The sequence below is a fragment of the Pseudidiomarina tainanensis genome (genome assembly GCF_900115255.1).
In the GTDB taxonomy this organism is placed as follows: Bacteria; Pseudomonadota; Gammaproteobacteria; order Enterobacterales; family Alteromonadaceae; genus Pseudidiomarina; species Pseudidiomarina tainanensis.
In genome coordinates this window covers 332,533-357,801 of sequence record NZ_FOYU01000002.1, presented here as the reverse complement: position 1 = coordinate 357,801, position 25,269 = coordinate 332,533, and the positions used below count along the sequence as shown (strand labels likewise).

Here is a 25,269-nt window from a genome sequence, read left to right as displayed (position 1 = left end):
GAGCTGGGTTTAGAACGTCGTGAGACAGTTCGGTCCCTATCTGCCGTGGGCGTTTGAGAGTTGAGAGGGGTTGCTCCTAGTACGAGAGGACCGGAGTGAACGAACCTCTGGTGTTCGGGTTGTCATGCCAATGGCACTGCCCGGTAGCTATGTTCGGAATCGATAACCGCTGAAAGCATCTAAGCGGGAAGCGAGCCTCAAGATAAGCTCTCACTGACATGTAATTGTCCTGAAGGGTTGTTGGAGACTACAACGTTGATAGGCGGGGTGTGGAAGCGTAGTAATGCGTTGAGCTAACCCGTACTAATTGCCCGTGAGGCTTAACCATACAACACCGAAGGTGTTTATGGCTTTGTGCCAAGGCACAAGTTCGAGCTTTTACCATTGAATGGCTCATGTAGAGTGGTTCATTACGCACAATCAGCGGGTTTATATTGTTTAACAGTTTTTGCCTGGCGGCCATAGCGAAGTGGAACCACCTGATCCATTCCGAACTCAGTAGTGAAACGCTTCAGCGCCGATGGTAGTGTGGGGCTTCCCCATGTGAGAGTAGGACACCGCCAGGCTTCAAATACGACGAGACCCCGAGCTAACGCTCGGGGTTTTTTCGTTTACGGACCCAACAGCGTGATTCGTTATTCGTCCGCTACGCTGTTCGTCCGTTCGGCTTCGCCTCTCTGTTCGGTTACGAACAGCGCAGCGCACGAACAACGCCTTTCGTCTAATATCTAATATCCAATAGCTAATATCGCTCTAGCTTTTATTCGAAGAATTAGAATATATCCCTCTAATTTATCCCATATCTTAATTCTTAAACTAAGCTAAACTGCTCATGTGAACAACCACAAGGTGCTTTTTATGCTCAAGAACAATTCAAATTCCTACGGCTGGGTAGCCATCTTAATCCATTGGCTGAGTGCTTTAATGGTTATCGGACTCTTTGCCTTAGGCTATTGGATGTTAACGCTTGGCTACTACGATAGTTGGTATCGCTTAGGGCCGTGGTGGCATAAATCATTTGGTATCACGTTGTTGTTGCTAACGATTGTACGGTTGGTTTGGAAGCTTGCGAATGCCACGCCAAAACCACTCGGTACACGACTAGAGCAAACCGGTGCGCGTATAGGGCATAGCTTAATTTATGCCTTGCTCCTAGTAACGATGATTAGCGGCTATTTGATTTCGACGGCTGACGGACGTGGGATCTCTGTATTTGACTGGTTCGAAATTCCAGCTTTGATTACGAGTATCCCGCAGCAAGAAGATATCGCGGGAGCCGTGCACTGGTATACCGCTTTAGCATTGGTAATTATCGCTGCAGGACATGCGCTGGCAGCCCTAAAGCATCACTTTGTAAATAAAGATTCAACTTTGACCCGTATGTTAGTCGCCAAACGTAGTCAATCGAACAACGACTAACGCATCACGAATAATGTTTCATTTGAGGAGTTTAATTATGAAAAAATTAGCACTTGCCGCAGTTATTTCAGCATCATTATTTGGTGCAACCCAAGCTAATGCAGCTGATTATGTGATTGATACTGACGGTGCTCATGCATTCGTTCAATTCAAAATCAGCCACTTAGGTTATAGCTGGTTACTTGGCCGCTTCAACGATTTCGAAGGCACATTTAGCTATGACGAAGCGAATCCAAGCGCTGCCAAAGTTGATGTGACCATTGATGTTGCAAGCCTAGACAGTAACCATGCTGAGCGTGACAAGCACTTACGTAGTGCCGACTTCTTTGATGTGAGTAAATATCCGCAAGCGAAGTTTGTTTCGACGAGCTACACACCAAATGGCGATGGTACTGGCGTGATGAAAGGTAACTTTACCTTACACGGCACCACCAAAGAAATTGCGATTGATGTGAAAGAAATCGGTGCTGGCCAAGACCCATGGGGTGGTTTCCGTCGCGGCTTTGAAGGCTCAGTTACATTAACGCCAGCTGAGTTCGGTATGGATTACGATTTAGGTCCAGCTTCTGAAACAGTCGAAATCTTCTTATCGATTGAAGGTATTCGTCAGTAATTCGAAACCGACTAACTCGAGTAACTTAAAAGGCTTGCGGTTAAACCCGCAAGCCTTCTCGATAACACTTCAACGCATTCGCGGTATCGCCAAGCGCATCATAGGTTTGAGCGAGATCGAATAAGACTCGCTGCGATGGCGCCAAATCCGCCGCACGACGTAGCGCTCGTTGTGCCAATGCATAATCTTTCGTTTGTAGTGCCATTTGACCAATAGCTTGTAGCAAGAATGGGTCATCCGGCTTTTTCTTTAATCCATCTTGTACAATATCGCGAAGCTCAGGGCCGGCGACTAAAAGCTGTTTATCGAGTAAATAAGCAATATCAAGCTCACCGCGTTTTAATGCCCGCGCTGCGACTTTATCTGCTGCTGCGGTCGCATCAAAAGTTTTCAATGCGCGTAGGTACGCCCGGCGAATCGCTTTGTTACGCCGTTGATCACGCGTTAACGCCTGCCAATAATCCTGAAGCGCACTCGCACTGCTACGCCCTGCTTCTAGCATTAAATTAAAATAAGTTTCCTCAACCAACGTCTCAAACTCGGTATCGCTAAAGAGCTGTTGCTGCTCCGCTGCATTGAGCAAACCGGCAATATCACGATAACGATGGTGATAGCGAAGGCCAATAATCGCTTGGCGGATCAGTTCAGGATGACGTGGATAATCTTTAAGTAGAGCGCGTAATTGGGTCAAACGGCTATCAATACTGTCTGGATTTTCGCGCAGTGCCATAATCATTTCTGCAACGGCTAGTTCGGCGTTCTGATCGGTATGCGTTAGCCATTCACGCGCTTGCTTCACATCGCCTGCTTGTTGGGCTGCATAGGCTGCTAATAACGCATCATTCGGCTGCTTACGCAGCTGCCAAGCACGGTTGGCGGCTTTTGAGCTACCTGCATAGTCACCATGATTAAGCCCAACCAAGGCATCATGGAATGCGGCTTCGGCCTTTTGCTGACGACGGTTTCCAAACCAACGAACGCCCCATTTGGTACCGCGAATAAGTCGGGCGATGAATGCGAATACAGCACGTAAAATAATAATAGCAATGACCAATAAGATAAGCGCCGCAACGACGCTTGTCTCAACGGTGTATGAGCCAACAGAAACCAGAACATAGCCGGTGTTTCCTGACCACAGCGGGCCAAGTAGTAGTCCGGCAATAAATAGAACAATTACAACCAAGGCAGTTTTCATCGGCTTAGCCCCCTTGGTTAGTTTGCGCAACTTGTTTGGCAAGACGCTCAAGTTGAGCCGTTGCCGTTAACTCAGACGGATAGTCAGGTCGCAGTTGCGTTGCTTTCAGCGCTTGTAGTTCATCAACAAAACGGTTTAAATCAGCGTCGTTGACTTGTCCTTGCAGGCTCGTCAGTAGCTCTATAGCCTCATTAATATTCGCTTCATAAACTAATTGTGAACCAGTCACAGCCGCTTGCTGAGCCAGTTGAAGTTGTAGCAACACACGTTGTTGTAGAACGTCGAAATAAGCATCGGCAATCATCGGCTCGACCGGAGTATCGCGTCGCTGTACACGTATAAACTGTTGCATCAAGGTATTTAAACTACGTTTCAGGTGACTCAACCAGTTATCTTCAGTGCTGTTACTCGCCTCAGCGCTCGACATTGCGAGCTGTTGATACCATTGACTTCGTGAAACCTGATCGCGCAAGGTACCTAACTGCAAACTGACCGCCTCAATTTGGCTATCAGGTAATTGTTTTAGCATGGCAATATCATTGGCCAAAGCTTGGCGTACGGGCATATGCGCTGGGTTGTCAAGTGCAATAATGTGCGACTCAGCCAACTCTAAAAATGCTCGTGCTGCATCAGCGTCATTTTCAATCCAGAGTTTCGTCGAGGCCCGCTCGGTGAGATTTCGCGCTTCAAATATACGCCAATTGGATTCTTGTGAAATATCCAGATTGGCCAGCTCCGCCTGTACCGACTGAACCGCTAATTGATAGTCATCAAGACGTTGTTGTTGACGACCTAACTGAGACTCAACACGTTGCTCCAAACGCTCAACTGACGAACGAACCGTCGTACTGACGGCCTGCTCCATCTCATCTAAACGCCCCTGTAACTGCGAGATGGTCGTTGCAGCAGCGTCTTGTTGCGCCGCCATGGATGCAATCTGTTGCTGATGCATTGGCCATACCCGAGTATAACCGAACCACATGGCCACAATTATCGCTGCAGCAAGAATAACCACAATGATCCAAGCGATGAGCCCTGAGTTGCGCTTCGGTTTCTTGCTCGGCTCTTTCTTAGTCGTAGTTTCGTTGGCCGCCTGCGTTGTTTCTACCTTTGGCGCTTCGGACTTCGTTGGCGCACTCTCGGTTGCTGGCTTTTGCTTGTTCGACTCACTCATGGACATTCCTTATATGCTTACTGCTGTTCCAATAATTGTTGCCAGGCATCGACTAAGGCGAATGGCGTAGCGCTATGAGCCACCGCAACGTTGCCTTGTAGGGCCACTGGTAAAAGTTGCTTTAAGCGGTCGCTGGCGACAATCCAATAACAGTTCGCTAACCAGCTTAGCGCTTGCCTTGGTACCGCCGCAAGAAAATAACTTAACTGTTCAGCGCTCGTTACCACAATGCCATTAACTTGCTGTTGCCACTGCTCAAACTCATTCGGCGCCAAGCTAACCGGCGTGCGCTGATAAACTTCCAAATACGTCACATCGGCACCGCGCGCACGAAGTGTGTCTGCAACCAATTCACGGCCACCGTGACCACGAATAAGTAGCCAACGTTGCCCTTTGACTTGTTGTAACTCCGGCAATCTAAGTAGCGCATCGCTATTGTGTTGTCGCCACGGGCAGTTGACTGGACGCCCAACGACTTGTGCGATTGCCGCGGCACTTGTCGGCCCCACGGCATACCAACGGGCGGAAGGCATTGGCTGCTCAGGTGCCCACGCCGCCGCTTGTTTGGCAAAGTGCCGCGCCGCATTCACACTGACCATCATGCCGGCATCCCACGGTTGCTGCAAAATGCCACGCAAACTGTGGTTTGGATCATCGAAACCACTAATCTTCACCATGCTTTTGCTACTGCAAGATAGCCCCATGTCAGCCGCACGAGCCCGCTGTTGCAGTAGCTGAGCAAGTTCGTGTGCTTGATCATCTGGACGTAATAGCAGCAAATGATGGTTCATGATTGCAGTTCGTTCTCCGCGTACACGTCTTGTAAAATTTTGCCGGCACCGCGCGCCAACAAATATTCGGCGAGTTCGGTACCCAGCGCTTCGGCGTGATCGCGATGCCCTTTAATTTCGCCCTCAATAATCTCACTACCGTCTGGGCGGCCGACTAAGCCACGCAAATGCAGCTGATCACCGTGTAACTCTGCATATGCACCAATTGGAACCTGACAGCCGCCTTGGAGGCGACGATTCATGGCGCGCTCAGCCAGTACGCAGCTACGTGTATCAGCGCAAGTCAACGGTGCCAGTAATGCTTTTGTTGCTTCATCGTCGCTACGGCATTCAATACCCAATACGCCTTGACCGTTCGCAGGTAAACAGAGTTCAGCCGGAATACGTTGTTTGATACGGTCGGTAAGCTCGAGGCGAATCAACCCCGATGCTGCCAAAATAATCGCATCAAACTGACCTTCGTCGAGCTTGCGTAAGCGCGTTTGCACGTTGCCACGCAAATCATGCACCACCAAATGCGGGAAGTTGGCCAAAATTTGGCATTTACGACGCAGGCTACAGGTACCCACAATGGCGCCTTCAGGTAAGTCATCGAGCTGGGCGTAGTTGTTTGAAACAAACGCATCACGCGGATCTTCGCGCTCACAAATACCAAACAGCTCTAGGCCTTCTGGAAACTCGACTGGCAAATCTTTCATCGAGTGCACGGCTAAGTCCGCCTGGCCTTCTAACATAGCAACTTCAAGCTCTTTGACGAATAGACCTTTACCGCCAATCTTTGCTAATGGCGTATCGAGAATTACGTCGCCGCGCGTACTCATGGGTAGCAACTCAACCGTCAGGTCGCTATGCAGTTGCTCAAGGCGCGCTTTAATGTGTTCGGCTTGCCACATGGCGAGCAGACTCTTGCGTGTGGCAATGCGTAAAGTTTGACTCATCATTCTGCTCTAAACTCAGTTTGAAGGAGGGGTTAATAACAAGGTTTTATCCGCTTGGCGGCTGGCAGCCTCGCTGAGTAACTCCCAAAGTTCGCTACCGGTGCGATTATCGATCCACTTTCCGTCACGAAACTCAAAGTGATGACCATTGAACTTGGTCGCCACCCACAGTTGGTGTAGTGGCGGCTGTTTATTAATGACCATTTTGGTGCCGTTCGGGAAGGTCAACTCAAGGATGTCGCCGCCGGATTCACAATCAATATCAACACCGCAAGCTTCAATGGCTTCTTCAATCGCTAAAATCGTTGCTTCCGCTAATTCGTGGTACTCGTGCTCTTGCATGTCAACTCCTGATAATGACATTTGTGCGTCTCAATGCGATGATAGACGCATCAACAAAATTAACCGTAATTATTAGGTACAGTTTACCGATGTTTAACTTGAAAGTAATGCGTCTGATCATTGTAGCAGGAACACTCGGTTTTATCGCCGCTTGTGGGCAAAAAGGGCCGTTAGAATTGCCACCGCCGGCTGAGCAAAATCAACCGACGAATCCTGCAGAAAATGGTGAGTAAGCATGAGTTTTGATTATCGTGATGGCGCTCTGTATGCCGAGCAGTGTAGCTTGAGTGAACTGGCTTCACAGTACGGCACGCCGTTGTATGTGTATTCGCACCAACGCATCTTAGAAAACTGGCGACAGTTTGCCGCCCATTGGCCAGCTCCACATAAGCTGTGTTACGCCGTAAAAGCGAATAGTAACTTAGCGGTGCTGAACGTGTTGGCACAACTAGGTGCGGGCTTTGATATTGTCTCCGGCGGCGAGTTAGCGCGAGTTTTAGCAGCCGGCGGTAAGGCGCAAGACGTGGTCTTTTCAGGGGTAGCCAAAAGCCGCGCGGAAATGGCCTATGCCTTAGAGCAAGGCATTTACTGCTTTAACGTCGAATCAGCAGCCGAGCTGGAGCGTTTGAATGAGGTTGCCAAGGCCCATGGTGCCGCAGCGCCAGTTTCGTTGCGGGTTAATCCAGATGTTGATGCACAGACGCACCCTTATATTTCGACCGGCTTAAAGAGTAATAAATTTGGGATAGCAATGGCGCAAGCGCGCGAGGTTGCGCTGCGAGCACAGAGCCTATCGCATATTAAAATGCAGGGTTTAGATTGCCATATCGGCTCGCAAATTTTGTCGCCCGCACCATTTTTAGATGCTGCAGACTTAATGCTACAGCTGATTGAGCAGTTACGTGGTGATGGCGTTGCGATTTCCCATTTAGATATGGGTGGTGGTATGGGAATTCCATACCAACATGAAAGCGAGCTGGATGTGAGTGCTTACTTACTTGAGTTGCAAAAACGCGCAGCCCGAGTCGGTAACTTGACCCTAATGCTCGAACCAGGCCGCGCTATTGTCGGCAACGCTGGCGTTTTATTAACGCGCGTGGAATATCATAAGCCTGGTGTCGACAAAGATTTCTTATTGGTCGATGCAGGCATGAATGATTTGATGCGCCCGGCGCTTTATCAAGCCTACCACGACATTATTCCGGTGCAGCAGTGCGAAGCCGGTACATCCATTGTTGATGTTGTTGGGCCAGTGTGTGAAACCGGTGACTTTCTGGGTCATGCGCGTCATATTACGGCGAATGAAGGTGATTTATTGGCGGTGATGAATGCTGGCGCCTATGGTTTTACCATGAGCTCCAATTACAATACGCGTCCGCGTGCCGCTGAAGTTATGGTGGCCGGCGCTTCAGCACAGGTTGTTCGTCAGCGCGAAACACTCAGCGAGTTATGGAAAGGTGAGCAAATCATGGAGATGCCAGAATGAATTTTGCAAAAATGCATGGGCTCGGCAACGACTTCATGGTGATTGATAGCGTCACCCAAAATATTTATGTGAATCCAGAGCAAATTCGGCATTGGGCCGATCGCCATCGTGGGGTCGGTTTTGACCAGTTGCTGTTAGTCGAACCGCCGTACGATCCTGATTTAGATTTTCATTATCGTATTTTCAATGCGGATGGTTCTGAAGTAGCGCAATGTGGTAACGGAGCACGTTGCTTTGCATTGTTTGTGAAGCTAAAAGGCCTAAGCAACAAAAACCATCTGCGAGTGAGTACAAAAGCCGGCAAAATGGTCATGCATCATGAGCGCGACGGGCGCATTACGGTAGAGATGGGGTACCCGACCTTTTCGCCTGCAGAGGTACCCTTTAAAGCGAATAAAGAAGAGTTAACTTACATTTTGCGCGAACAAGATCAAACCATCTTGGCAGGTGTGATGGGCATTGGGAATCCGCATTGCGTGATTGAAGTCGATAACATTGATACGGCTCCGGTTGAGTCGCTAGGTCAAGCATTAGCGACGCATGAGCGCTTCCCTGAGGGGGTTAATGTAGGCTTTATGCAAGTGGTTGAACGGAATCGAATCAAATTGCGGGTATTTGAACGTGGCGTCGGCGAAACCCAAGCTTGTGGAAGTGGTGCTTGTGCAGCGGCGGTGATTGGTATGCGTCAAGATAAGCTTGATGATCAAGTTGTGGTTGAGTTACCGGGTGGCTTTCTAACCATTCGCTGGCAGCCGGGACAACCAGTGCGCATGACCGGTTCTGCGGAGCATGTTTATGATGGATATATAAAATTATGACAACAGAAATGAAAAAAATTGAAACGCCGGTCGTCGATGACACGCTCATTGCGCAATATTTAGAAGAAAACACGGACTTTTTTGAGCGTCATCCACAGCTATTGCAGCAGCTAAGCCTGCGTCATCAAGAGCGTGGTGCGGTATCCTTAGTGGAGCGGCAACAGCAAGTGCTACGCCAACGGATTATGCAACTCGAAGAAGAGATAACCGATTTAATGGTGACGGCGCGTCGTAACGAAGAGTTATTTCAAACCTACAGCGAACTCTATGTCAGCCTGTTAGAGTGTGAAGACTTACCGGGAATTATGGACGCCTTGCAACAAACGTTCTCTGAACGACTGAATATGCCGGCGTTACGGCTGAAATTTTTCGACAGCCCGATTGAGCTAGATGAGCAGTTCACGTTTGCGGCAGACACGCACAAAATGCTACTGAGCAAACGGTTCCAAAACAGCCATGTGTATTTAGGCAGACTCACGGCAGACGAGAAGAAACTATTATTCCCTGATGAACCGATTGCCTCGGTGGCATTATTATTGCTCGGCAATAAAGGTGAATTAGGTATGCTCGCCATCGGTAATCATGATGCAGGGCATTTTGAGCCCGCTATGGACACCTTGCTCGTACGCCAACTGCAAGCGTTGCTCAGTAAATTGTTGCCGCCATTACTGCAGCATCAAGCCAACCATCATGACACTGTCTGAGCTACGGCAACGATTTTTAGACCACCTTGCCGGCGAGCGCGGGCTCGCCGAACACACGCTAACGAGTTACGGTCGCATTCTCGCTGATGATATTGTCGAGTTGTCGAGTCAGCGAGTCGACACACCAAAGCAATTTAATTTACCGGTATTTGAACGTTTATTTGTGAGTTGGCGCCGCCGCGGTCTTGGCGATGCGTCGCTGGCATTGCGCTTAGCTGCTTGGCGTACGTTTTGTCAGTATCTTATTCGGGAAAGCTGGCTAACCGATAATCCAGCGGCGCAACTGAAAGCGCCGCGCAAAGCAAAACGACTCCCGAAGAATCTCGATGTTGACAGCATCAGTCAGTTATTACAATTACCTCAAGATGATCCTCTCGCCATTCGTGATGCCGCCATGATGGAGCTCTTGTATGGCAGTGGCTTGCGCTTGGCTGAGCTCGTGGCGCTCGATGTGGATGCTATTCAATCGCGACATCGCGAGCTTCGCGTACTCGGTAAAGGCAACAAAACGCGTATTGTGCCTTATGGTCGCTGTGCCGCAGAAGCGTTAGAACGTTGGTTACCGATACGCGCCCAGTGGCTGGGCGGCAATATCACTGAACTGGCGCTGTTTATCTCGCAACGGCAACAACGGATTAACCCACGTACGGTGCAGCAACGATTGAACTATTGGGGTCAACAGCAGGGGCTGAAGGGCAAGTTGCATCCGCATAAACTCCGCCACTCATTTGCGTCACATATGTTAGAATCAAGCGGTGATTTGCGCGCGGTACAGGAACTCCTTGGGCATGCCAACCTCAGTACAACGCAAGTTTATACGCATCTTGATTTTCAGCACTTAGCAAAAGTTTATGACGGCGCTCACCCGCGAGCGCGTAAGAAAAAGTAATAGGTTGATTCATGCAGTTTTATCGCCGTTTATATCCTGTCAAAGCCATTAGTTTCGATCTCGACGATACCTTGTACAACAATGTTCCCGTGATGCAACGCGCAGAACAAGCGGTGCGCGATTTCTTGGCGAATGAATTCCCACAAACGGCGCCATGGCAGGCGTCAGATTGGCTGCAACATCGCATGCAAATTATGCGTGCACAACCGGATTTATCGAGCAATATGACGCAACTACGGCGCGTCGCTCTTGCGGAAGGCTTGCGCCAATTTGCCGTTACCGAAGATGAAATTAACGCCGGTGTCGATGCCGCATTTGCGCACTTTATGGCGCATCGTAACGCCGTTGAAATTAGTCCAGAGGTACATGCTGCGCTGGCGCAATTGGCGCAGTACTATCCGTTATTTGCACTGAGTAACGGCAACGTCAACGTAGCTGAAATTGGTCTTAGTGACTATTTCACGGGTGTCTATCAGCCATCTGATGTACTGCGTGGTAAGCCGTTTGCTGATATGTTTTTGGCGGCCCAACAACAATTACCGGAAATTGCCCCGCGGCACTGGCTGCATGTTGGCGATAGTCCGAGTGCCGACGTGCTTGGTGCGCATCGTGTGGGTTGGCAAAGCGCATGGTTTACCGGTGGTTTAGGAAAGTACGAACACTTACAAGTATTGCCGACGTTGGCATACAACGATTTGCAACAACTCACTGACCAATTACTGCGAGCACCGAAGTAACTGGTTGCATATACAGTATTCAGTGACTACACTGCCCTTTTTATTTGTTGGTAATTATTCATGCAGCATCATCCATTACTCGCACAATTGAACGACAAACAACGCGAAGCCGTCGGTGCGGCTGAACGCCATATGTTGGTGCTCGCTGGCGCGGGCAGTGGCAAAACGCGGGTGTTGGTGCACCGCATTGCTTGGCTGATTCAAGCCAAAGGCATTTCGCCGCACAGCATCATGGCGGTGACCTTTACCAACAAAGCCGCAGCGGAGATGCGTGGGCGGATTGAACAGTTGTTAGGCAGCTCGGTACGCGCCATGTGGATTGGCACCTTTCATGGGCTGGCGCATCGATTACTACGCGCCCATTACATGGATGTCGGGTTACCGCAAAACTTTCAGATTCTAGATAGTGACGACCAACAACGTTTAATCAAACGCATCATGCGCAGTTTGAACCTCGATGAAAAACGTTGGCCGCCGAAGCAAGCGCAGTGGTTTATCAACGGAAAAAAAGATGAAGGATTACGCCCGCATCATCTCGATGGCTTTGATTTCAATGAGCGCACCTTTAAAGAAATTTATGAAGCATACCAAGAAGCCTGTGATCGCGCCGGCTTAGTAGATTTTGCGGAGTTGTTGTTACGTGCCTATGAACTCATCCGCAATAACAAGCATGTGCGTGAACATTATCAGCGCCGCTTCCGGCATATTTTGGTAGATGAGTTTCAAGATACCAACGCCATTCAATATGGCTGGATCAAGTTATTGTCAGGCGTCGGGCAAGGCCACGATGAAACCAATCATGTGACTATCGTTGGTGACGATGACCAATCGATTTATGGTTGGCGTGGCGCACGGGTTGAAAACATTCAGCAGTTCTTGCGCGATTTCCCCAATGTATTGACGATTCGGCTCGAGCAAAACTATCGTTCGACCAACAATATTCTCACTGCTGCCAACGAAGTGATTGCCAATAACCAAGGCCGTTTGGGCAAAGAGTTGTGGACGGACGGCAGTGCCGGCGAGCCGATTGATTTGTATGCAGCATTCAATGAAATGGACGAAGCGCGCTACATTGCAGGGCGCATAGAGCAGTGGCACGAACAAGGTAACGCCTTACAAGATGTCGCGATTTTATATCGCAGTAACGCGCAGTCGCGCGTGCTTGAAGAAGCCTTACTGCATGCCCGTATTCCTTATCGCATCTATGGCGGTCTACGCTTCTTCGATCGCATGGAAGTTAAAGATGCCTTAGCGTATATGCGCTTAGTTGCAAGTCGCAACGACGACGCTGCGTTTGAGCGCGTGATTAATACGCCAACGCGCGGTATTGGTGATCGAACGCTAGGGATTATTCGAGAAGGCTCCCGTGAGCGCGGCTTGCCGTTGTGGGAAGCCGCTAAACAGTTAGTGCGAGAAAAAGTTCTCAGTGGCCGTGCTGGTAATGCTGTACAAGCCTTTTTGGATTTAATTGACGGCTTAGAAGATGAAACCAGTGACTATCCATTGGGTCGCCAAGTTGATACTGCGATCAAAAAAAGTGGTTTAATGGCGATGTTTCAAGCCGAAAAGGGTGAAAAAGCAGAAACGCGCGTTGAGAACTTAAAAGAGCTGGTGAACGCCTGTGATAACTTCAACACGCTCGATAGCGTGATTGAAGATGAGATGACACCACTGAATGCCTTCTTGGCTCATGCCGCACTTGAATCGGGTGAGGAGCAAGCTGATGAGCATCAAGATGCCGTGCAGTTAATGACGTTGCACAGCGCTAAAGGTTTGGAGTTTCCGCTGGTATTTATGAGTGGTGTCGAAGAAGGGCTATTCCCATCGCAACAGTCGCTCGGTGAGAGTGGCCGGCTCGAGGAGGAACGTCGCTTGTGTTACGTCGGCATGACGCGAGCCATGCAAAAATTGGTGATCAGCTATGCTGAATCGCGCCGCATTTATGGGCAAGAAAAGCACAGCACAGTGAGTCGTTTTGTTGGGGAAATGCCACCGGAAATGCTCCACCATGTGCGTCTGCAGTCGCGCACCACTCATCAATCGCATGCGCTAGGTCGTTTCCACAGCGGTGCCAGCCACGAAGCGTTTGAACAAACGGGCTATAGCCTAGGACAACGCGTTCGCCACACCAAGTTCGGTGAAGGTACGGTATTGAACTATGAAGGTACTGGCCCACAAAGTCGTATTCAGGTGAATTTTGACGATGTGGGTAGTAAATGGTTGGTCGTCGGTTATGCGCGTTTAGAGCGTTGTTGATGCACCAGAGTATCAATGCTGTAAAGCGCTAGTGCCACCCAAATAATGGCGAACGTCACGAGCTTGTCTGCGGCGAGAGGTTCGCCATACACCCAAACCGCCAAAATAAACATGAGGCTTGGGCCAATATACTGAAAGAATCCGAGCGTTGAATAACGAATACGCTGCGCCGCCGCGGTAAAACATAGCAGTGGTGCGGTCGTGACCACGCCAGCTGCAATTAACAAGGTATTAATTTGCCAAGTATTCTGAGTCATATCCGCGGCGCTCGAGCTGGCGAAGAATACCAGGTAGACCAGTACCGCTGGGGTTAATATCAAAGTTTCTAACCACAGTCCGGTAATTGAATCTATCGGTAACCGTTTACGAATCGCACCATAAATGGCAAAGCTACAAGCAAGTGCCAGCGCCACCCACGGCACCGAACCAAATGAAATCACCTGAATTAAAACACCGACCACCGCCAGCGCAATGGCAACCAGCTGCATCTTGCGCATCCGTTCAGCAAAGAACGCCATGCCAATGGCGACGTTTAATAGCGGATTAATGTAATAGCCGAGACTGGCATCGAGAATATGGTTGTTATTAATTGCCCAAATAAACAAAAACCAGTTACCGCCGAGCAAGCAAGTGGCAAGAGTGAGCCGCGCCATTTGTTGTTTATTTTGTAGCACTGGCTTTAATCGATTACCGCGGCGCAGCGCCATTATTAGGATGAACACCAAGACAAATGACCAGATGATTCGGTGGCTTAAAATTTCAAGCGCCGGGACTTCTTGCAGCCATTTAAAGTAAATCGGTGCAACGCCCCACATGGTATAAGCGGCAATAGCAAAGAACACACCTTGGCGGCTGCGGGCGGCATCATCAGTCATGTCGAGCATCTCACATTGAATTGTACGAAAAATCAGCACTCACCGACAGAATATCACGGATTTACGCGATCGTTGGTGGAGCTTCGCAAGCGGGATGCATACAATAGAGTGAATACGAGCTTGCCGTCAATTGGAGACGCTGTTTTGTCTGAGTCCGCACTGTCACAACTTCTTGCCGATGTGTTTGGCTATACCGCATTTCGCGAAGGCCAATTGCAGGTAATTGAGGCCGTGCAACAGCAACGCGATGCGTTGGTATTAATGCCAACTGGTGGCGGGAAGTCACTCTGTTATCAATTACCCGCATTGCACTCAGACGGATTAACCGTGGTGATTTCGCCGTTGATCAGTTTGATGCAAGACCAAGTCGAAGCACTGCAAACCATGGGGGTTGCGGCAGCCGCATTGAATAACGGTTTAACCCCAGAGCAAAACAGCGACATCATGCAGCAGCTCAATAGTAACCAAATTCGGTTACTTTATGTCAGCCCCGAGCGTGCCATGCAAGGTTTCTTTATTCGTTTGCTACAACAATGGCCGGTGACCTTAGTGGCGATTGATGAAGCGCATTGCATTTCGCAGTGGGGGCACGATTTCCGGCCTGAATACGGGCAGCTTGGGCAATTGCGCGAGACCTTGCCGAATGTACCGTTTATGGCATTAACGGCAACCGCCGATGCTGCCACCGAAGCCGATATTATCAGTCGCCTGCACTTGCATGACCCAGTGGTCTATAAAGGCTCGTTTGATCGGCCCAATATTCGCTATGTGGTTGAAGAAAAATATAAACCGTACAAGCAAGTCACCGACTACATTAAAAAACAGCGCGGAGCTTCGGGCATTGTCTACTGTGGTAGTCGTAAAAAAGTTGAAGAGCTGGCGGAGAAGTTACAGCGCGAAGGCTTACGAGCGGCGGGTTATCATGCCGGCATGGAGCACCAGCAACGTGAGACCGTGCTACGTGGCTTTGTTCGCGATGATATCGATGTGGTGGTAGCCACCGTCGCCTTTGGCATGGGTATCAACAAACCTAACGTGCGTTTTGTCGTGCACTTTGATGTGCCGCGCAGTGTCGAAGGTTACTATCAAGAAACAGGTCGCGCTGGCCGTGACGGCTTAGCAGCGGAAGCAGTATTGCTCTATGACCCATCTGATGCGGCCTGGATAAAATCTATCATTCACGATCATCCCGATGAAGATCGTCGCCGTATTGAGCTGCATAAGTTTGCCGCCATGCAAGCTATGAGTGAAGCGCAGACCTGCCGCCGCTTAGTGTTACTGAACTACTTCAATGAATATCGTGACAAGCCCTGTGGCAACTGCGACATCTGTCTTGATCCGCCACGCCAATATGATGGCACTGTGGATGCGCAGAAAGTGTTGTCTTGCGTTTATCGCGTGGGCCAACGTTTTGGTGTGAATCATGTGATTGATGTATTGCGGGGCAGTAAGTCGCAACGCTTGGTGGAGTTAGGTCACGACAAGCTATCCACCTATGGTATTGGCGCCGAGCAAAGCCATGAATATTGGTTAGGTGTGGTTCGCCAGCTCATCCATCGTGGTTTAGTGATTCAAAACGTGCAGCAATTTGGTGTGTTACAACTGACCGACGCCGCACGGCCCGTGTTGCGTGGTGAAGTTGCATTACAACTAGCAGAGCCGCGCATTAACCTGGTGGTGAGTAAACCTCGTGTAGCCGACCGTGGCGATTATGACAAAGTATTGTTCCGCCGCTTGCGCGCGCTTCGTAAAGCTATTGCAGATGCTGAAGAAGTCCCGCCATTTGTGGTGTTCAACGACACCAGCTTGGTTGAAATGGCAGTCAGTTATCCAACCGATGAAACGGCGATGCTCGCTATTACTGGCGTAGGACAGAAAAAACTTGAGCGTTACGGGCAAGAGTTCATCGCCGCAATTACTGCCTATTTAGACGCCGACGATGAACCGATTAGCAGCTTTTAAACTGCTGGCGCAAAGTAATATCGCCATAACTCCATCACTACAGGCACAATCGATAACACTAAAATAAGTGCCATGGTGATATTGAATAGACGCTGCATGATGGGATTAGTCAAAATCTTGCGCAGTAACGAACCAAACACTAACCACACACCTACGCACGGAAACGCCATCAGCAAAAATGCCAAAGTGATTGCTAATACTTCGAGTAACGGCGAACCATGCACTGTGGTGAACGCCGCGACGGCGCCTGAAGCCATCACCCAAGCCTTTGCATTCACCCATTGAAATAATGCCGCCTGCCAAAACGTAAACGGCTTTTTCTCGCCCTTTTTAATGGCTTGCGGCTCAGCAGTACCAATGTGCCAAGCTAACCACAACAAATAGAGCACGCCGAGAACTTTAATGAGCTGATGTAAATTTGGGAACCGATCAAAAATCACGCCAAAACCCAACCCCACCAGCAACACCATCAGGGGGAAGCCAAAACAAATGCCTAAAAAGTGCGGCATGCTAGCCTTAACGCCATAGTTCATACCGGATGACATGATCATGACGTTGTTCGGACCCGGTGTTATGGTCGTTGAGAAAGCAAAGAATAAGACAGCGATAAAGATCTCAAACATAAGAAAAGCCATAGAAAGATATTAGATATTAGATATTAGATATTAGCAAAGGCACGGAGTCACATGCGATCAATTCTTCGTTAATTTCGGCTAAGCTGTTTAGTAATTACTAATATCCAATATCTAATAGCGAATATCGAAGTGGAGGTTGTAATGTTATCAATGACGTTAGCACTGATGCTCAGTGGCGCACCGGCCGAACCAGCTAATGCCACACTCGAAATCACCGAATGGCAGGTGCCATGGGAAAATTCGCGGCCGCGCGACCCCTATGTTGCCGCTGAAGATGAAGTCTGGTTTGTTGGGCAGCGCTCAGATTACGCCGCAGTACTAAACCCGCAAACCGGTGAGATGAAGCGTATTGATTTGCCGGAAGGTGCAGGGCCACACAATATTATTGTGGACGATCGCGGTGCTTGGTATGCAGGCAACAAAGGTGCACATATAGGCAAGATTGATCGTGATACCTACGAAATCACGCAATATCCGTTGCCGGGTAAAGGGCGTCGCGACGTGCATACCATGGAGTTCGATATGAATGGCGATATTTGGTTTAGCACTCAAGGAGCGAATCAAATTGGCCACATGGATGCCAAAACCAACAACATCACATTATGGGATGTGCCGACCAAAAATGCTCGGCCATATGGTCTTGTGGTGTTTCAGGGTAAACCATGGGCCACGTTGTTTGGCACGAATAAACTCGTAACACTTGATGACAACAACGAAATTAAAGAGATTCAGCTGCCGCGTGATAATAACCGTCCGCGTCGCTTAGGTGTCGATGCACACGGCCATTTTTGGTATGTCGATTATGCTGGCGGCTATTTAGGACGTTGGAACCCAGCCACAGATGAAATTAAAGAATGGCCGATGCCAGCCGGCGTTCGCGCGATGCCCTACGCCATGGCGGTTGATAACCGCGGGTATGTATGGGCTGCTGAAACCGGTGTTCAGCCAAATCGTATCGTCGGTTTTGATTCGGTCAGCGAAACGTTCACCAAACCATTTGAGGTAGAAAGTGGTGGCGGCACCATTCGCCACATGGTCTACGATCCAGATAGCCGCGCACTTTGGTTTGGTACTGATGCAAATACCGTCGGGCGTGCTACTATCACCTACTATGAATAGGGCGTTAGTAATACAAGGACACGGATTTTATGTCATCTGACAATCACTGGCGGGTGATTCGTCTGGCCGAATTTGAGCGGCCAGATGCACCTGCGAGCACCCGCGTACAGCAGCTATTCCAGCACATTCGAAATTTATTCCCGCAATCTGATGAAGCCGCTGACGATGAAGAGCAAGCGGATTTTCCGGGGTATCGCGAGTTTGATTTAAAAGCTGGTGCCGATGCGCTCGAAGATGCGCTTGGCGAATGGCGTGCTGAGGGTGACGCTGGCATAAAGTTTTTAATTAGTCCGCCATTTAGTGGCACAGCTGCCATTGCCCGTGAATGGGCTCAGCGGCACCATTGGAATAAGTTAACGGCGCCTGCAGAAGCTCAGCTAAGTGGCGTTGATATCGATGCCTGGTGGCAAGACCAAGCGACCGAGCAGTGGCTGATTGATGATCTTGCCAACTACTGGCAGCGCCGTACAGACGGCATGGCCTTTGTTCGCACGTTGTTACCCAAGCTGATGCGTGGCGAGTTGGGGCAAGGTCTGGTGGTCTGCGATAGCTGGAGCTTTGCATTTTTGCAACGCGCATGGCCGGTGCATCTTCCTAATGTCTACTGCTTTGCAGCTGCCAACGAAGCGTTATTGCGACAAGTCGGTATTCAAGCTGATGAGAAAAAACTCAAAGCTTTGGCCGCTCGTGCTCTCGGTAATGTTGGCTTAGCACTGGCACTGTGGGCCGTCGAACAAAATGATGATCACGATTTGCCGAGTATGCCACCTGACTGTGGCGACGAAACCGCATTTGTTTTGTATTCCCTGTTGTTACACAGAAGCCTGAGCGGTGCAGCCCTGCAGCGACTTTTACCAACTATTGCGGCAGCTCAGCTAGACGTGCAGTTATTGCAATTACAACAAGCAAGACTGATTAGTTATAACGAAGAACAATGGCAAGTAACCGTTTATGGTTACTTAGCGGTCCGCGATTTTCTTAAAAGTCGCGGTTTTTATGTCGATGCATTTTAACAACAGACGCAAACACTAGGACCACAGTATGGAAACAGAAAAAATCATCGGTCTGTTTAAAACCGTCACCAGCGATGCGGTGATCGAAATTGCATTGGTGATTGCGGTTTCGGTTGCCATTATTTGGCTGAGCCAGAAGTTATTTCCGTGGCTTGCTGAGCACTTACATGGCAAACAACGGTTGTTTGTATTAGCCATGATTCCAACCTTACGCGTCGTTGTGTTTGTTTTGGCGACGATTTGGATTGTGCCGATGGTAATTGAAACCACGGTCCAGAACATGATTGCGATATTAGGTGCGGCAGGGCTAGCAATCGGCTTCGCGATGAAAGACTACGTCAGCAGCTTAATTGCCGGCATTGTTGCCGTTTACGAGTTGCCTTATCGCCCGGGCGATTGGATTGAGGTGGATGGCACCTATGGCGAAGTGAAACATATCGGTATGCGGGCGGTGGAGTTAGTTACACCCGATGATACGGTGGTGTTTGTGCCACATTTAAAACTGTGGACTGGCTTGATTCATAATGCCAATAACGGTGGACCGAGTCTGATGTGCGTGACGAGCTTTTACTTAACGGCCGATCACGACGCGCATCAAGTGAAGCAATTGTTGGAAGATGTGGCCTTAACTAGTCCTTATGTGCAATTAAAACAGCCAATTACTGTCGTTATTAGCGAACAGCCATGGGGCACGCATTATCGTTTAAAAGCGTATCCGATTGACCCACGTCAACAGTTTCAATTTATGACGGATTTAACAGCGCGCGGCAAAGCTCGCCTACGCGCTATCGAAGTTAAGTTTGCTAACCTGTCACCAGAGCACGCTGTTCCGGTAAACCCATAGCCAGCACATACGGCGCGTCAGCTTGCTGGCGCGCTGCAAATTCGGCTTTGTTGTTCAGCCCTTGCCAGTTCATTTCAATTAACGCTTGGGCAACGGCACCACCTAATCCAGCGCCAGGCCCTAATAAGATAATATGGTCAGGCGCAAACTCTTTCACCGCCGTTTGAATTGCACGGGTAAAATCATAGGTTTGCGTGACTTGATGCCCTAGCGTGTATTGATGCAAAGCGGCTTTATCCACCACATGCGGTGACCAAATATGACCACGACCATCAATTAGTGGTACTTGTGGCGCCCGAAATGCCGCGGTTGGCCATAATTCAAGGGCTTGCTGCGACGCTTCGTTCATAAATTGGGTATGGAATGCGGCGTGACCGGGTAAAATCATCGGGAACCGATCATCAACCCGAGGTAACGCTCGAACCGCCTCGGTGCAGGCCGTCTCAGAGCCGGCAAGCACCGCATAGCCTCCATAGCGAATCGACATTTTCAACTCGTCGGGGAAGCGTGCGAGTTGTTCATTGACGGCATCGATATAACCTTGGTGCGGCCGCCAATCAGCATCCACAATCGGATAGATAAATTGCGCACCTTCGCCACCAGCGGTTAACTGCGCCATGCTGGTTACCAACCGTGCGCTGGTTTCGATATCCCAACAACCAGCACTTGCCATGGCGGTATACCAACCCATGGAGTTACCCGTAATACCAACAACTTCGAAGCGCTGGTCGTCGATTGCAAGGTAATCAAGGTAACCACCGGCATAAATTAATGCGGCGGCATTCTCAGGTTTCTGATGCAGCGAGGTTTTAAATAGTGGCGCTTGATCAAGCTCGGTCACCGTTGGCTGCCCTAACTGGGTGCGAACGTCGTCGATCTGATGCAATAATTGAGTTAATTCAGGCTTGTTTTCGCCGATGTTCGTCAAAATTGAACCAAGTTCCGGCTTGTTGTAAGTGCCACGACCTGGGCAAACAACCAATGCTGTTTTGCGTTCATGAGCCATTAGTTTGCCTCCAACAATTGGTTCGCTTGGTCAATGATTTGCTCGGTTGACGGCAACACGCTATAAGCCGCTTTACCCAACGGAATAAAACTATCTTCGGCGTTCAGACGCGAAACAGTGAACAAACCCGGCTTGGTTTCATGCAGCGCTGTGAATAACTCCTCGCTCAGTGAGCCACGACGGCGACATTCGTCCACAATAAGAACTTTTTTACAGCCAGCCAGTGCATCAATGATTTTATCCACATGGAGCGGAACTAAGCAGCGAATATCAAGCACGCGAACCTTACGGCCTTGGTCGGCCAGTTTCGCCGCAGCCTGACGGCTTAAGTAATAGCCATTACCGTAAGAGATAATCGCAAGCTCTTCACCGTCACCGTGAATAGAAGGCTCGCCCAATGCTGGTGTTGGTTCTTGCGGGTCTGGATACTCATTTAACCAGCCGCCGTCACCTTCTTGATGTAAGTCTCGGGTCATATAGAGCGCAATGGGTTCGAGCATGATGACGACACGTTGCTCACGTGCGGCTAAATCAACGGCCTGACGCATCAGTAAGGCGCCATCACGACCATTCGATGGACACAGTAAAATCACGCCCGGAATATCGCGGAATACCGCAAACGAATTGTCATTATGGAAGTGTCCGCCAAAGCCGCGTTGATACGCCAACCCGGCAATTCGAATTACCATCGGGTTGGTGTACTGACCATTGGAGAAGAATGACAGCGTTGCGGCCTCACCGCGGATTTGGTCTTCGGCGTTATGCACATAAGCCAAGAACTGAATTTCTGGCATCGCGATAAAGCCTTGCTGCGCCATACCAATCGCTAGCCCGAGAATACTCTGTTCATCCAGTACCGTATTCAGTACCCGATTCGGACCAAAGGCTTCCATCAAGTGTTGCGTGACGTGATACACGCCGCCTTTCTTGGCAATATCCTCACCACACATGACGATGTTTTGGTGTTGCGCCATCAAATCGTGCAGGGCTAAGTTAATCAGTTTTGCCAGATGCTGTGGTTTCCCAGCATTGTGCTTGTCCCACTTAAATAAGTTAGCGCGTTGTTCACCGCTTACCGGCACGGGGAAGTCACCTTTGCGCCGCGGCGGTACAATCGACGCCATTACTTGTTCTGCGGTTTCTAGCTTCGGCTGCTGTGATGCTTGTGTTGCAATACGCGCAATACGTTGCTGCTGCTGTTGCACATAAGCAATCAACTGTTGGTGATCGAGTAATCCTCGGCTAATCAATGCTGCACAGCTGTGTAGCAATGGGTCACGTTCGCTGTCGAGCGCAATTTCTTGTTTGCTTCGATACGCCACTTCCGCATCAGCACCGGCATGCCCGAATAAGCGTACGGTGCGTAAATGCAGGACCGCAGGTTTACGTTTTTGTCGCACATAATCGGCTGCTTCGCGCGCGACTAAATAGGTTTCGGCTAAGTTACTGCCATCAGCAAAGAAATATTTCAACGACGGACGTTGACTCAGTTGCTGCTGTATCCAGCCTTTGGGTGTATGCGTGGAAATACCCAATCCATTGTCTTCACACACCAACAGCAGCGGCATTGGGATTTGCTGGTACGCTGCCCAGCTGGCCGAGTTAATGGCGCCGAGTGCAGTCGAGTGGTTAGCTGAGGCATCCCCAAAACTGCACATCGCAATCGCGTCATGTGGCCATGTGCCTTGATGGTTTAAGCGCTTCGATAAGCCAATCGCAAAAGCAGTACCCATGGCTTTGGGCACGTGTGAGGCAATGGTGCTGGTTTGTGGCGGCACGTTTAAATGCAAGCTGCCGAGTACTTTATGGCGACCGCCGGCAATCGGCTCATCGGCCGAGGCCGCAAAGCTGAGCATCATGTCGTATAACGGTGTGCTTCCAGGCGATTGCTTGGCGCGCTGAATAAAGAATGCGCCACTGCGGTAGTGCAAAAATGCTGGGTCAGTAACGCGTAATGCTTTGGCGACGGCAGCGTTGCCTTCGTGGCCGGCACTACCAATGGTGTAAAAGCTTTGCCCAGCCGCTTGCATCAACCGTGATTGTAAATCCAGTAAACGGCTGTCGAGTTGCGACTCGAATAAATCAAATAAGTCTGCATCGCTTAAAACTCCTCCGGCGGCATGCGCCGGGGGTAAGCGACGGTCATCAATACGCTGGATAAACTCCACCAGCCACGGGTGCATTGCTGCAGCCATAGGGAAACCTCCTGCGACCGAGTGGGTTTAACCGAATGCTTGTAAACCAGTTTGAGCGCGACCCAAAATTAACGCGTGAACATCGTGCGTGCCTTCGTAGGTATTTACCGCTTCAAGGTTCATTACGTGACGAATCACATGGTACTCATCAGCGATACCGTTTCCGCCGTGCATATCGCGGGCAACGCGAGCGATATCCAACGCTTTACCACATGAGTTGCGCTTAATGAGTGAAATCGTTTCTGGTGGTAACTGGTCTAAATCCATCAAACGGCCAGCTTGCAGGCAGCTCAACAAACCAATGGTAATCTCAGTTTGCATATCAGCTAACTTCTTCTGAATAAGCTGGGTTGCTGCCAGTGGACGGTTGAATTGCTGACGGTCAAGCGTGTATTGACGCGCCGCATGCCAACAAAACTCAGCGGCACCTAATGCGCCCCATGCAATACCGTAACGCGCTTTGTTCAAGCAACCGAATGGACCTTTCAGGCCGCTGACATTCGGTAGCAAAGCATCTTCAGGCACTTCGACGTTATCCATCACAATTTCACCCGTAATCGACGCGCGCAGTGAGAATTTGCCTTCGATTTTCGGCGCCGACAATCCTTTCATACCTTTTTCCAGCACGAAGCCGCGAATTTCACCATCAAGCTTCGCCCACACCACGAATACATCGGCAATCGGCGAGTTGGTGATCCACATCTTGCTGCCTTTGAGCACATAGCCGCCGTCAACTTTTTTCGCCGTAGTGCGCATACTAGCAGGGTCAGAACCGGCATCTGGCTCGGTCAAACCAAAGCAACCAACCCACTCACCGCTTGCCAATTTCGGCAAGTATTTCATGCGTTGCTCTTCGGTGCCGTAGGCATAAATTGGGTGCATCACTAAGCTCGATTGCACACTCATGGCACTACGATAGCCACTATCCACACGCTCAACTTCACGCGCAATCAAGCCATAACAAACATGGTTGACTTCTGCACAGCCGTATTTTTCTGGCAACGTCGCGCCCAACAAGCCGAGCTCGCCGAGTTCGTTCATGATTTCACGGTCAAAACGCTCTTCGCGGTTGGCGGTGAGCACTCGAGTCATCAGCTTTTCTTGACAGTACTGATGGGCGGTATCGCGAATCATGCGTTCTTCTTCGCTCAGCATGGATGAAAATTGGAATGGGTCTTGCCAGTCAAAAGGAAAACGAGCCATGAGAAATCCTCTGTTAAATACGTGATTCGTTGTTCGTACGTTCGTTTCACTCACTGTTCGTCCGTGCTTCGCACTCTTCGAATAGCGCAGCGGACGAACAGCGAAGCGCACGAATAACGAACAACGCTTTTTTATTTGTTCTCACTTTACTCCTGTTTGTTGTAAAGTTAAATCATATAAAAACTAAACCAGCTATAGCTTTTACCTATGGATTTACGACAACTAAATTACTTCGTGGCGGTGTACGAAAACGGCAGCATTAGTGCAGCTGCGCGCGCCTGTCATGTCGCGCAACCCAGCTTGTCAGCGGCGTTGCAGCAACTCGAAGATGAGTTGGGCGCCGTGCTGTTTATCAGACAATCGCGAGGCGTCACGCCGACCGAAGATGGTGAGCGCTTGTATGGCCATGCAGGGCGCCTGCTGAGTCAAATGCAGTCGCTTAAGGCGTCGTTTCGGCACAGTGTGAAACGGGTGCAATTTCGGTTGGGGCTGATTCGTGCGCTGGGCGTGGAGCGGATGAGTCAATTGCTACGTGAATTCAGCGCTGGAGTTGAAGGGCTTGAGCTACACTTAGTTGAGCCAGATGATGAAGCGGATGCGCGAATTATCACGCCGAAAATGCTCAAAGCGGGCGAACAGTTTTTGCCGATATGGACTGACCATTTTTTGATTGCGTTGCCAGCAGGCCACCCGTTAGCACTGAAGCAAAGTTTGCAACTGGAAGACTTTGATGGACTCGCCTTGATCAAGCGGACACCGTGCGATGCCTGGTCGCAGTTTTATCCGGAACTTATTCGCAATGGTATCCAGCCAGATATCCGCGCAGACATTCACACGATTGAATATGCACTGGGCTTAGTTTCTGCGGGCGTTGGAGTCGCGTTGGTTCCGGACTTTGATGTGCTGCACGAACGCCAAGATGTCGTTTTACGCCCTTTGCAAGACGTGACATTACAGCGCACGATTGGTTTGGCCTATCCGCGCTCAAAAGCGGGGCAACCGGCATTAGATTGGTTACGGCTGCTTTGCCAACAACAAAGCTAAGCGGAATTCGC

Annotated in this window: 24 protein-coding genes and 2 rRNA genes; 16 read left to right on the top strand and 10 right to left on the bottom strand. The window is 49.8% G+C overall.

The genetic code is table 11. The features are described 5' to 3' along the window. The 4 genes from BM292_RS08535 to BM292_RS08520 form a co-directional block, all read left to right on the top strand. Positions 1-328 (top strand): 23S ribosomal RNA (locus tag BM292_RS08535); the annotation flags it as partial. 123 nt (positions 329-451) lie between these two features. Continuing rightward, a 5S ribosomal RNA gene (gene rrf / locus BM292_RS08530) occupies positions 452-566 on the top strand. Positions 567-858: 292 nt separating this feature from the next. Then, the gene (locus BM292_RS08525; protein WP_092857571.1) at positions 859-1,419 is read left to right on the top strand and encodes a cytochrome b; all 561 of its coding nucleotides are present in this window, start codon (positions 859-861) and stop codon (positions 1,417-1,419) included. A 37-nt stretch (positions 1,420-1,456) separates the two neighbouring features. After that, positions 1,457-2,032, top strand: coding sequence for a YceI family protein (locus BM292_RS08520; protein WP_092857569.1), 576 nt, complete (start codon positions 1,457-1,459; stop codon positions 2,030-2,032). 40 nt (positions 2,033-2,072) lie between these two features. On the opposite strand, the gene BM292_RS08515 is transcribed toward BM292_RS08520, so the two are convergent. The 5 genes from BM292_RS08515 to cyaY are packed head-to-tail and all read right to left on the bottom strand — an operon-like array spanning position 2,073 to position 6,472. Further along, on the bottom strand, positions 2,073-3,227 hold the full coding sequence (locus BM292_RS08515; RefSeq protein WP_092857567.1) for a heme biosynthesis HemY N-terminal domain-containing protein: 1,155 nt from the start codon (positions 3,225-3,227) through the stop codon (positions 2,073-2,075). 4 nt (positions 3,228-3,231) lie between these two features. After that, complete coding sequence (locus BM292_RS08510) at positions 3,232-4,401, bottom strand: uroporphyrinogen-III C-methyltransferase (protein WP_165383923.1); 1,170 nt, start codon at positions 4,399-4,401, stop codon at positions 3,232-3,234. A 17-nt stretch (positions 4,402-4,418) separates the two neighbouring features. Then, positions 4,419-5,192 carry a uroporphyrinogen-III synthase gene (locus BM292_RS08505; protein ID WP_092857563.1) on the bottom strand — a complete coding sequence of 258 codons (774 nt, stop codon included), beginning with the start codon at positions 5,190-5,192 and terminating at the stop codon, positions 4,419-4,421. Beyond that, positions 5,189-6,130: a hydroxymethylbilane synthase gene (hemC, locus tag BM292_RS08500; protein WP_092857561.1), complete on the bottom strand. Its 942-nt coding sequence runs from the start codon at positions 6,128-6,130 to the stop codon at positions 5,189-5,191. Before hemC ends, BM292_RS08505 begins: the two co-directional genes overlap by 4 nt. A 15-nt stretch (positions 6,131-6,145) precedes the next feature. Beyond that, positions 6,146-6,472, bottom strand: coding sequence for an iron donor protein CyaY (gene cyaY, locus BM292_RS08495; RefSeq protein ID WP_092857559.1), 327 nt, complete (start codon positions 6,470-6,472; stop codon positions 6,146-6,148). A gap of 89 nt (positions 6,473-6,561) precedes the next feature. Between cyaY and lptM the strand changes: the two genes are divergently transcribed. Genes lptM through uvrD form a run of 7 tightly spaced genes read left to right on the top strand, consistent with a single transcriptional unit; the run spans position 6,562 to position 13,362 of the window. Then, complete coding sequence (gene lptM, locus BM292_RS08490; protein WP_130203439.1) at positions 6,562-6,705, top strand: LPS translocon maturation chaperone LptM; 144 nt, start codon at positions 6,562-6,564, stop codon at positions 6,703-6,705. A 2-nt stretch (positions 6,706-6,707) separates the two neighbouring features. After that, a complete protein-coding gene (gene lysA, locus BM292_RS08485; protein ID WP_092857555.1) occupies positions 6,708-7,958 on the top strand; it encodes a diaminopimelate decarboxylase in 1,251 nt (416 codons plus the stop codon). Beyond that, positions 7,955-8,776 carry a diaminopimelate epimerase gene (dapF, locus tag BM292_RS08480; protein ID WP_092857553.1) on the top strand — a complete coding sequence of 274 codons (822 nt, stop codon included), beginning with the start codon at positions 7,955-7,957 and terminating at the stop codon, positions 8,774-8,776. The genes lysA and dapF overlap by 4 nt, the downstream gene beginning before the upstream one ends. Then, positions 8,773-9,480, top strand: coding sequence for a DUF484 family protein (locus BM292_RS08475; protein WP_092857551.1), 708 nt, complete (start codon positions 8,773-8,775; stop codon positions 9,478-9,480). The genes dapF and BM292_RS08475 overlap by 4 nt, the downstream gene beginning before the upstream one ends. After that, the gene (locus BM292_RS08470) at positions 9,467-10,369 is read left to right on the top strand and encodes a tyrosine recombinase XerC (protein WP_092857549.1); all 903 of its coding nucleotides are present in this window, start codon (positions 9,467-9,469) and stop codon (positions 10,367-10,369) included. Before BM292_RS08475 ends, BM292_RS08470 begins: the two co-directional genes overlap by 14 nt. Positions 10,370-10,380: 11 nt before the next feature. Then, complete coding sequence (locus BM292_RS08465) at positions 10,381-11,106, top strand: HAD-IA family hydrolase (protein WP_092857547.1); 726 nt, start codon at positions 10,381-10,383, stop codon at positions 11,104-11,106. A gap of 60 nt (positions 11,107-11,166) precedes the next feature. Continuing rightward, on the top strand, positions 11,167-13,362 hold the full coding sequence (gene uvrD / locus BM292_RS08460) for a DNA helicase II (RefSeq protein ID WP_092857545.1): 2,196 nt from the start codon (positions 11,167-11,169) through the stop codon (positions 13,360-13,362). On the opposite strand, the gene rarD is transcribed toward uvrD, so the two are convergent. Next, positions 13,338-14,237 carry an EamA family transporter RarD gene (gene rarD / locus BM292_RS08455; protein ID WP_092857608.1) on the bottom strand — a complete coding sequence of 300 codons (900 nt, stop codon included), beginning with the start codon at positions 14,235-14,237 and terminating at the stop codon, positions 13,338-13,340. The two genes, uvrD and rarD, sit on opposite strands and share 25 nt — an antisense overlap. A 108-nt stretch (positions 14,238-14,345) precedes the next feature. On the opposite strand from rarD, the gene recQ reads away from it, so the two are divergent. Next, positions 14,346-16,199, top strand: a complete 1,854-nt coding sequence (gene recQ / locus BM292_RS08450) for a DNA helicase RecQ (RefSeq protein ID WP_407681430.1) — start codon at positions 14,346-14,348, stop codon at positions 16,197-16,199. Here recQ and BM292_RS08445 read toward each other — a convergent pair. Beyond that, entirely contained in the window at positions 16,196-16,822 is a 627-nt protein-coding gene (locus BM292_RS08445; RefSeq protein WP_092857543.1) for a LysE family translocator, read from the bottom strand. The two genes, recQ and BM292_RS08445, sit on opposite strands and share 4 nt — an antisense overlap. Positions 16,823-16,975: 153 nt before the next feature. Between BM292_RS08445 and BM292_RS08440 the strand changes: the two genes are divergently transcribed. Genes BM292_RS08440 through BM292_RS08430 form a run of 3 tightly spaced genes read left to right on the top strand, consistent with a single transcriptional unit; the run spans position 16,976 to position 19,810 of the window. Continuing rightward, positions 16,976-17,953: a Vgb family protein gene (locus BM292_RS08440; RefSeq protein ID WP_092857541.1), complete on the top strand. Its 978-nt coding sequence runs from the start codon at positions 16,976-16,978 to the stop codon at positions 17,951-17,953. 29 nt (positions 17,954-17,982) lie between these two features. Then, positions 17,983-18,966, top strand: coding sequence for a hypothetical protein (locus tag BM292_RS08435; RefSeq protein WP_092857539.1), 984 nt, complete (start codon positions 17,983-17,985; stop codon positions 18,964-18,966). Between the two features lie 28 nt (positions 18,967-18,994). Continuing rightward, positions 18,995-19,810, top strand: a complete 816-nt coding sequence (locus BM292_RS08430; RefSeq protein ID WP_092857537.1) for a mechanosensitive ion channel family protein — start codon at positions 18,995-18,997, stop codon at positions 19,808-19,810. Here BM292_RS08430 and BM292_RS08425 read toward each other — a convergent pair. Genes BM292_RS08425 through BM292_RS08415 form a run of 3 tightly spaced genes read right to left on the bottom strand, consistent with a single transcriptional unit; the run spans position 19,770 to position 24,214 of the window. Beyond that, entirely contained in the window at positions 19,770-20,816 is a 1,047-nt protein-coding gene (locus BM292_RS08425; protein ID WP_092857535.1) for a malonyl CoA-ACP transacylase, read from the bottom strand. The two genes, BM292_RS08430 and BM292_RS08425, sit on opposite strands and share 41 nt — an antisense overlap. Beyond that, positions 20,816-23,011, bottom strand: coding sequence for a thiamine pyrophosphate-dependent enzyme (locus BM292_RS08420; protein ID WP_092857533.1), 2,196 nt, complete (start codon positions 23,009-23,011; stop codon positions 20,816-20,818). The genes BM292_RS08425 and BM292_RS08420 overlap by 1 nt, the downstream gene beginning before the upstream one ends. 27 nt (positions 23,012-23,038) lie before the next feature. Next, a complete protein-coding gene (locus BM292_RS08415) occupies positions 23,039-24,214 on the bottom strand; it encodes an acyl-CoA dehydrogenase (protein WP_092857531.1) in 1,176 nt (391 codons plus the stop codon). A 207-nt stretch (positions 24,215-24,421) separates the two neighbouring features. Here BM292_RS08415 and BM292_RS08410 point away from each other — a divergent pair, with 207 nt between their 5' ends. Continuing rightward, positions 24,422-25,258, top strand: coding sequence for a LysR family transcriptional regulator (locus tag BM292_RS08410; protein ID WP_092857529.1), 837 nt, complete (start codon positions 24,422-24,424; stop codon positions 25,256-25,258). The last annotated feature ends 11 nt before the right edge of the window (positions 25,259-25,269 follow it).

Excerpts from the sequence above, each read along its gene's own strand:
- BM292_RS08525 (WP_092857571.1), top strand. The coding sequence starts at position 859 with ATGCTCAAGAACAATTCAAATTCCTACGGCTGGGTAGCCATCTTAATC.
- BM292_RS08520 (WP_092857569.1), top strand. The coding sequence starts at position 1,457 with ATGAAAAAATTAGCACTTGCCGCAGTTATTTCAGCATCATTATTTGGT.
- BM292_RS08515 (WP_092857567.1), bottom strand. The coding sequence starts at position 3,227 with ATGAAAACTGCCTTGGTTGTAATTGTTCTATTTATTGCCGGACTACTA.
- BM292_RS08510 (WP_165383923.1), bottom strand. The coding sequence starts at position 4,401 with ATGAGTGAGTCGAACAAGCAAAAGCCAGCAACCGAGAGTGCGCCAACG.
- BM292_RS08505 (WP_092857563.1), bottom strand. The coding sequence starts at position 5,192 with ATGAACCATCATTTGCTGCTATTACGTCCAGATGATCAAGCACACGAA.
- hemC (WP_092857561.1), bottom strand. The coding sequence starts at position 6,130 with ATGAGTCAAACTTTACGCATTGCCACACGCAAGAGTCTGCTCGCCATG.
- cyaY (WP_092857559.1), bottom strand. The coding sequence starts at position 6,472 with ATGCAAGAGCACGAGTACCACGAATTAGCGGAAGCAACGATTTTAGCG.
- lptM (WP_130203439.1), top strand. The coding sequence starts at position 6,562 with ATGTTTAACTTGAAAGTAATGCGTCTGATCATTGTAGCAGGAACACTC.
- lysA (WP_092857555.1), top strand. The coding sequence starts at position 6,708 with ATGAGTTTTGATTATCGTGATGGCGCTCTGTATGCCGAGCAGTGTAGC.
- dapF (WP_092857553.1), top strand. The coding sequence starts at position 7,955 with ATGAATTTTGCAAAAATGCATGGGCTCGGCAACGACTTCATGGTGATT.
- BM292_RS08475 (WP_092857551.1), top strand. The coding sequence starts at position 8,773 with ATGACAACAGAAATGAAAAAAATTGAAACGCCGGTCGTCGATGACACG.
- BM292_RS08470 (WP_092857549.1), top strand. The coding sequence starts at position 9,467 with ATGACACTGTCTGAGCTACGGCAACGATTTTTAGACCACCTTGCCGGC.
- BM292_RS08465 (WP_092857547.1), top strand. The coding sequence starts at position 10,381 with ATGCAGTTTTATCGCCGTTTATATCCTGTCAAAGCCATTAGTTTCGAT.
- uvrD (WP_092857545.1), top strand. The coding sequence starts at position 11,167 with ATGCAGCATCATCCATTACTCGCACAATTGAACGACAAACAACGCGAA.
- rarD (WP_092857608.1), bottom strand. The coding sequence starts at position 14,237 with ATGACTGATGATGCCGCCCGCAGCCGCCAAGGTGTGTTCTTTGCTATT.
- BM292_RS08445 (WP_092857543.1), bottom strand. The coding sequence starts at position 16,822 with ATGTTTGAGATCTTTATCGCTGTCTTATTCTTTGCTTTCTCAACGACC.
- BM292_RS08440 (WP_092857541.1), top strand. The coding sequence starts at position 16,976 with ATGTTATCAATGACGTTAGCACTGATGCTCAGTGGCGCACCGGCCGAA.
- BM292_RS08435 (WP_092857539.1), top strand. The coding sequence starts at position 17,983 with ATGTCATCTGACAATCACTGGCGGGTGATTCGTCTGGCCGAATTTGAG.
- BM292_RS08430 (WP_092857537.1), top strand. The coding sequence starts at position 18,995 with ATGGAAACAGAAAAAATCATCGGTCTGTTTAAAACCGTCACCAGCGAT.
- BM292_RS08425 (WP_092857535.1), bottom strand. The coding sequence starts at position 20,816 with ATGGCTCATGAACGCAAAACAGCATTGGTTGTTTGCCCAGGTCGTGGC.
- BM292_RS08420 (WP_092857533.1), bottom strand. The coding sequence starts at position 23,011 with ATGGCTGCAGCAATGCACCCGTGGCTGGTGGAGTTTATCCAGCGTATT.
- BM292_RS08415 (WP_092857531.1), bottom strand. The coding sequence starts at position 24,214 with ATGGCTCGTTTTCCTTTTGACTGGCAAGACCCATTCCAATTTTCATCC.
- BM292_RS08410 (WP_092857529.1), top strand. The coding sequence starts at position 24,422 with ATGGATTTACGACAACTAAATTACTTCGTGGCGGTGTACGAAAACGGC.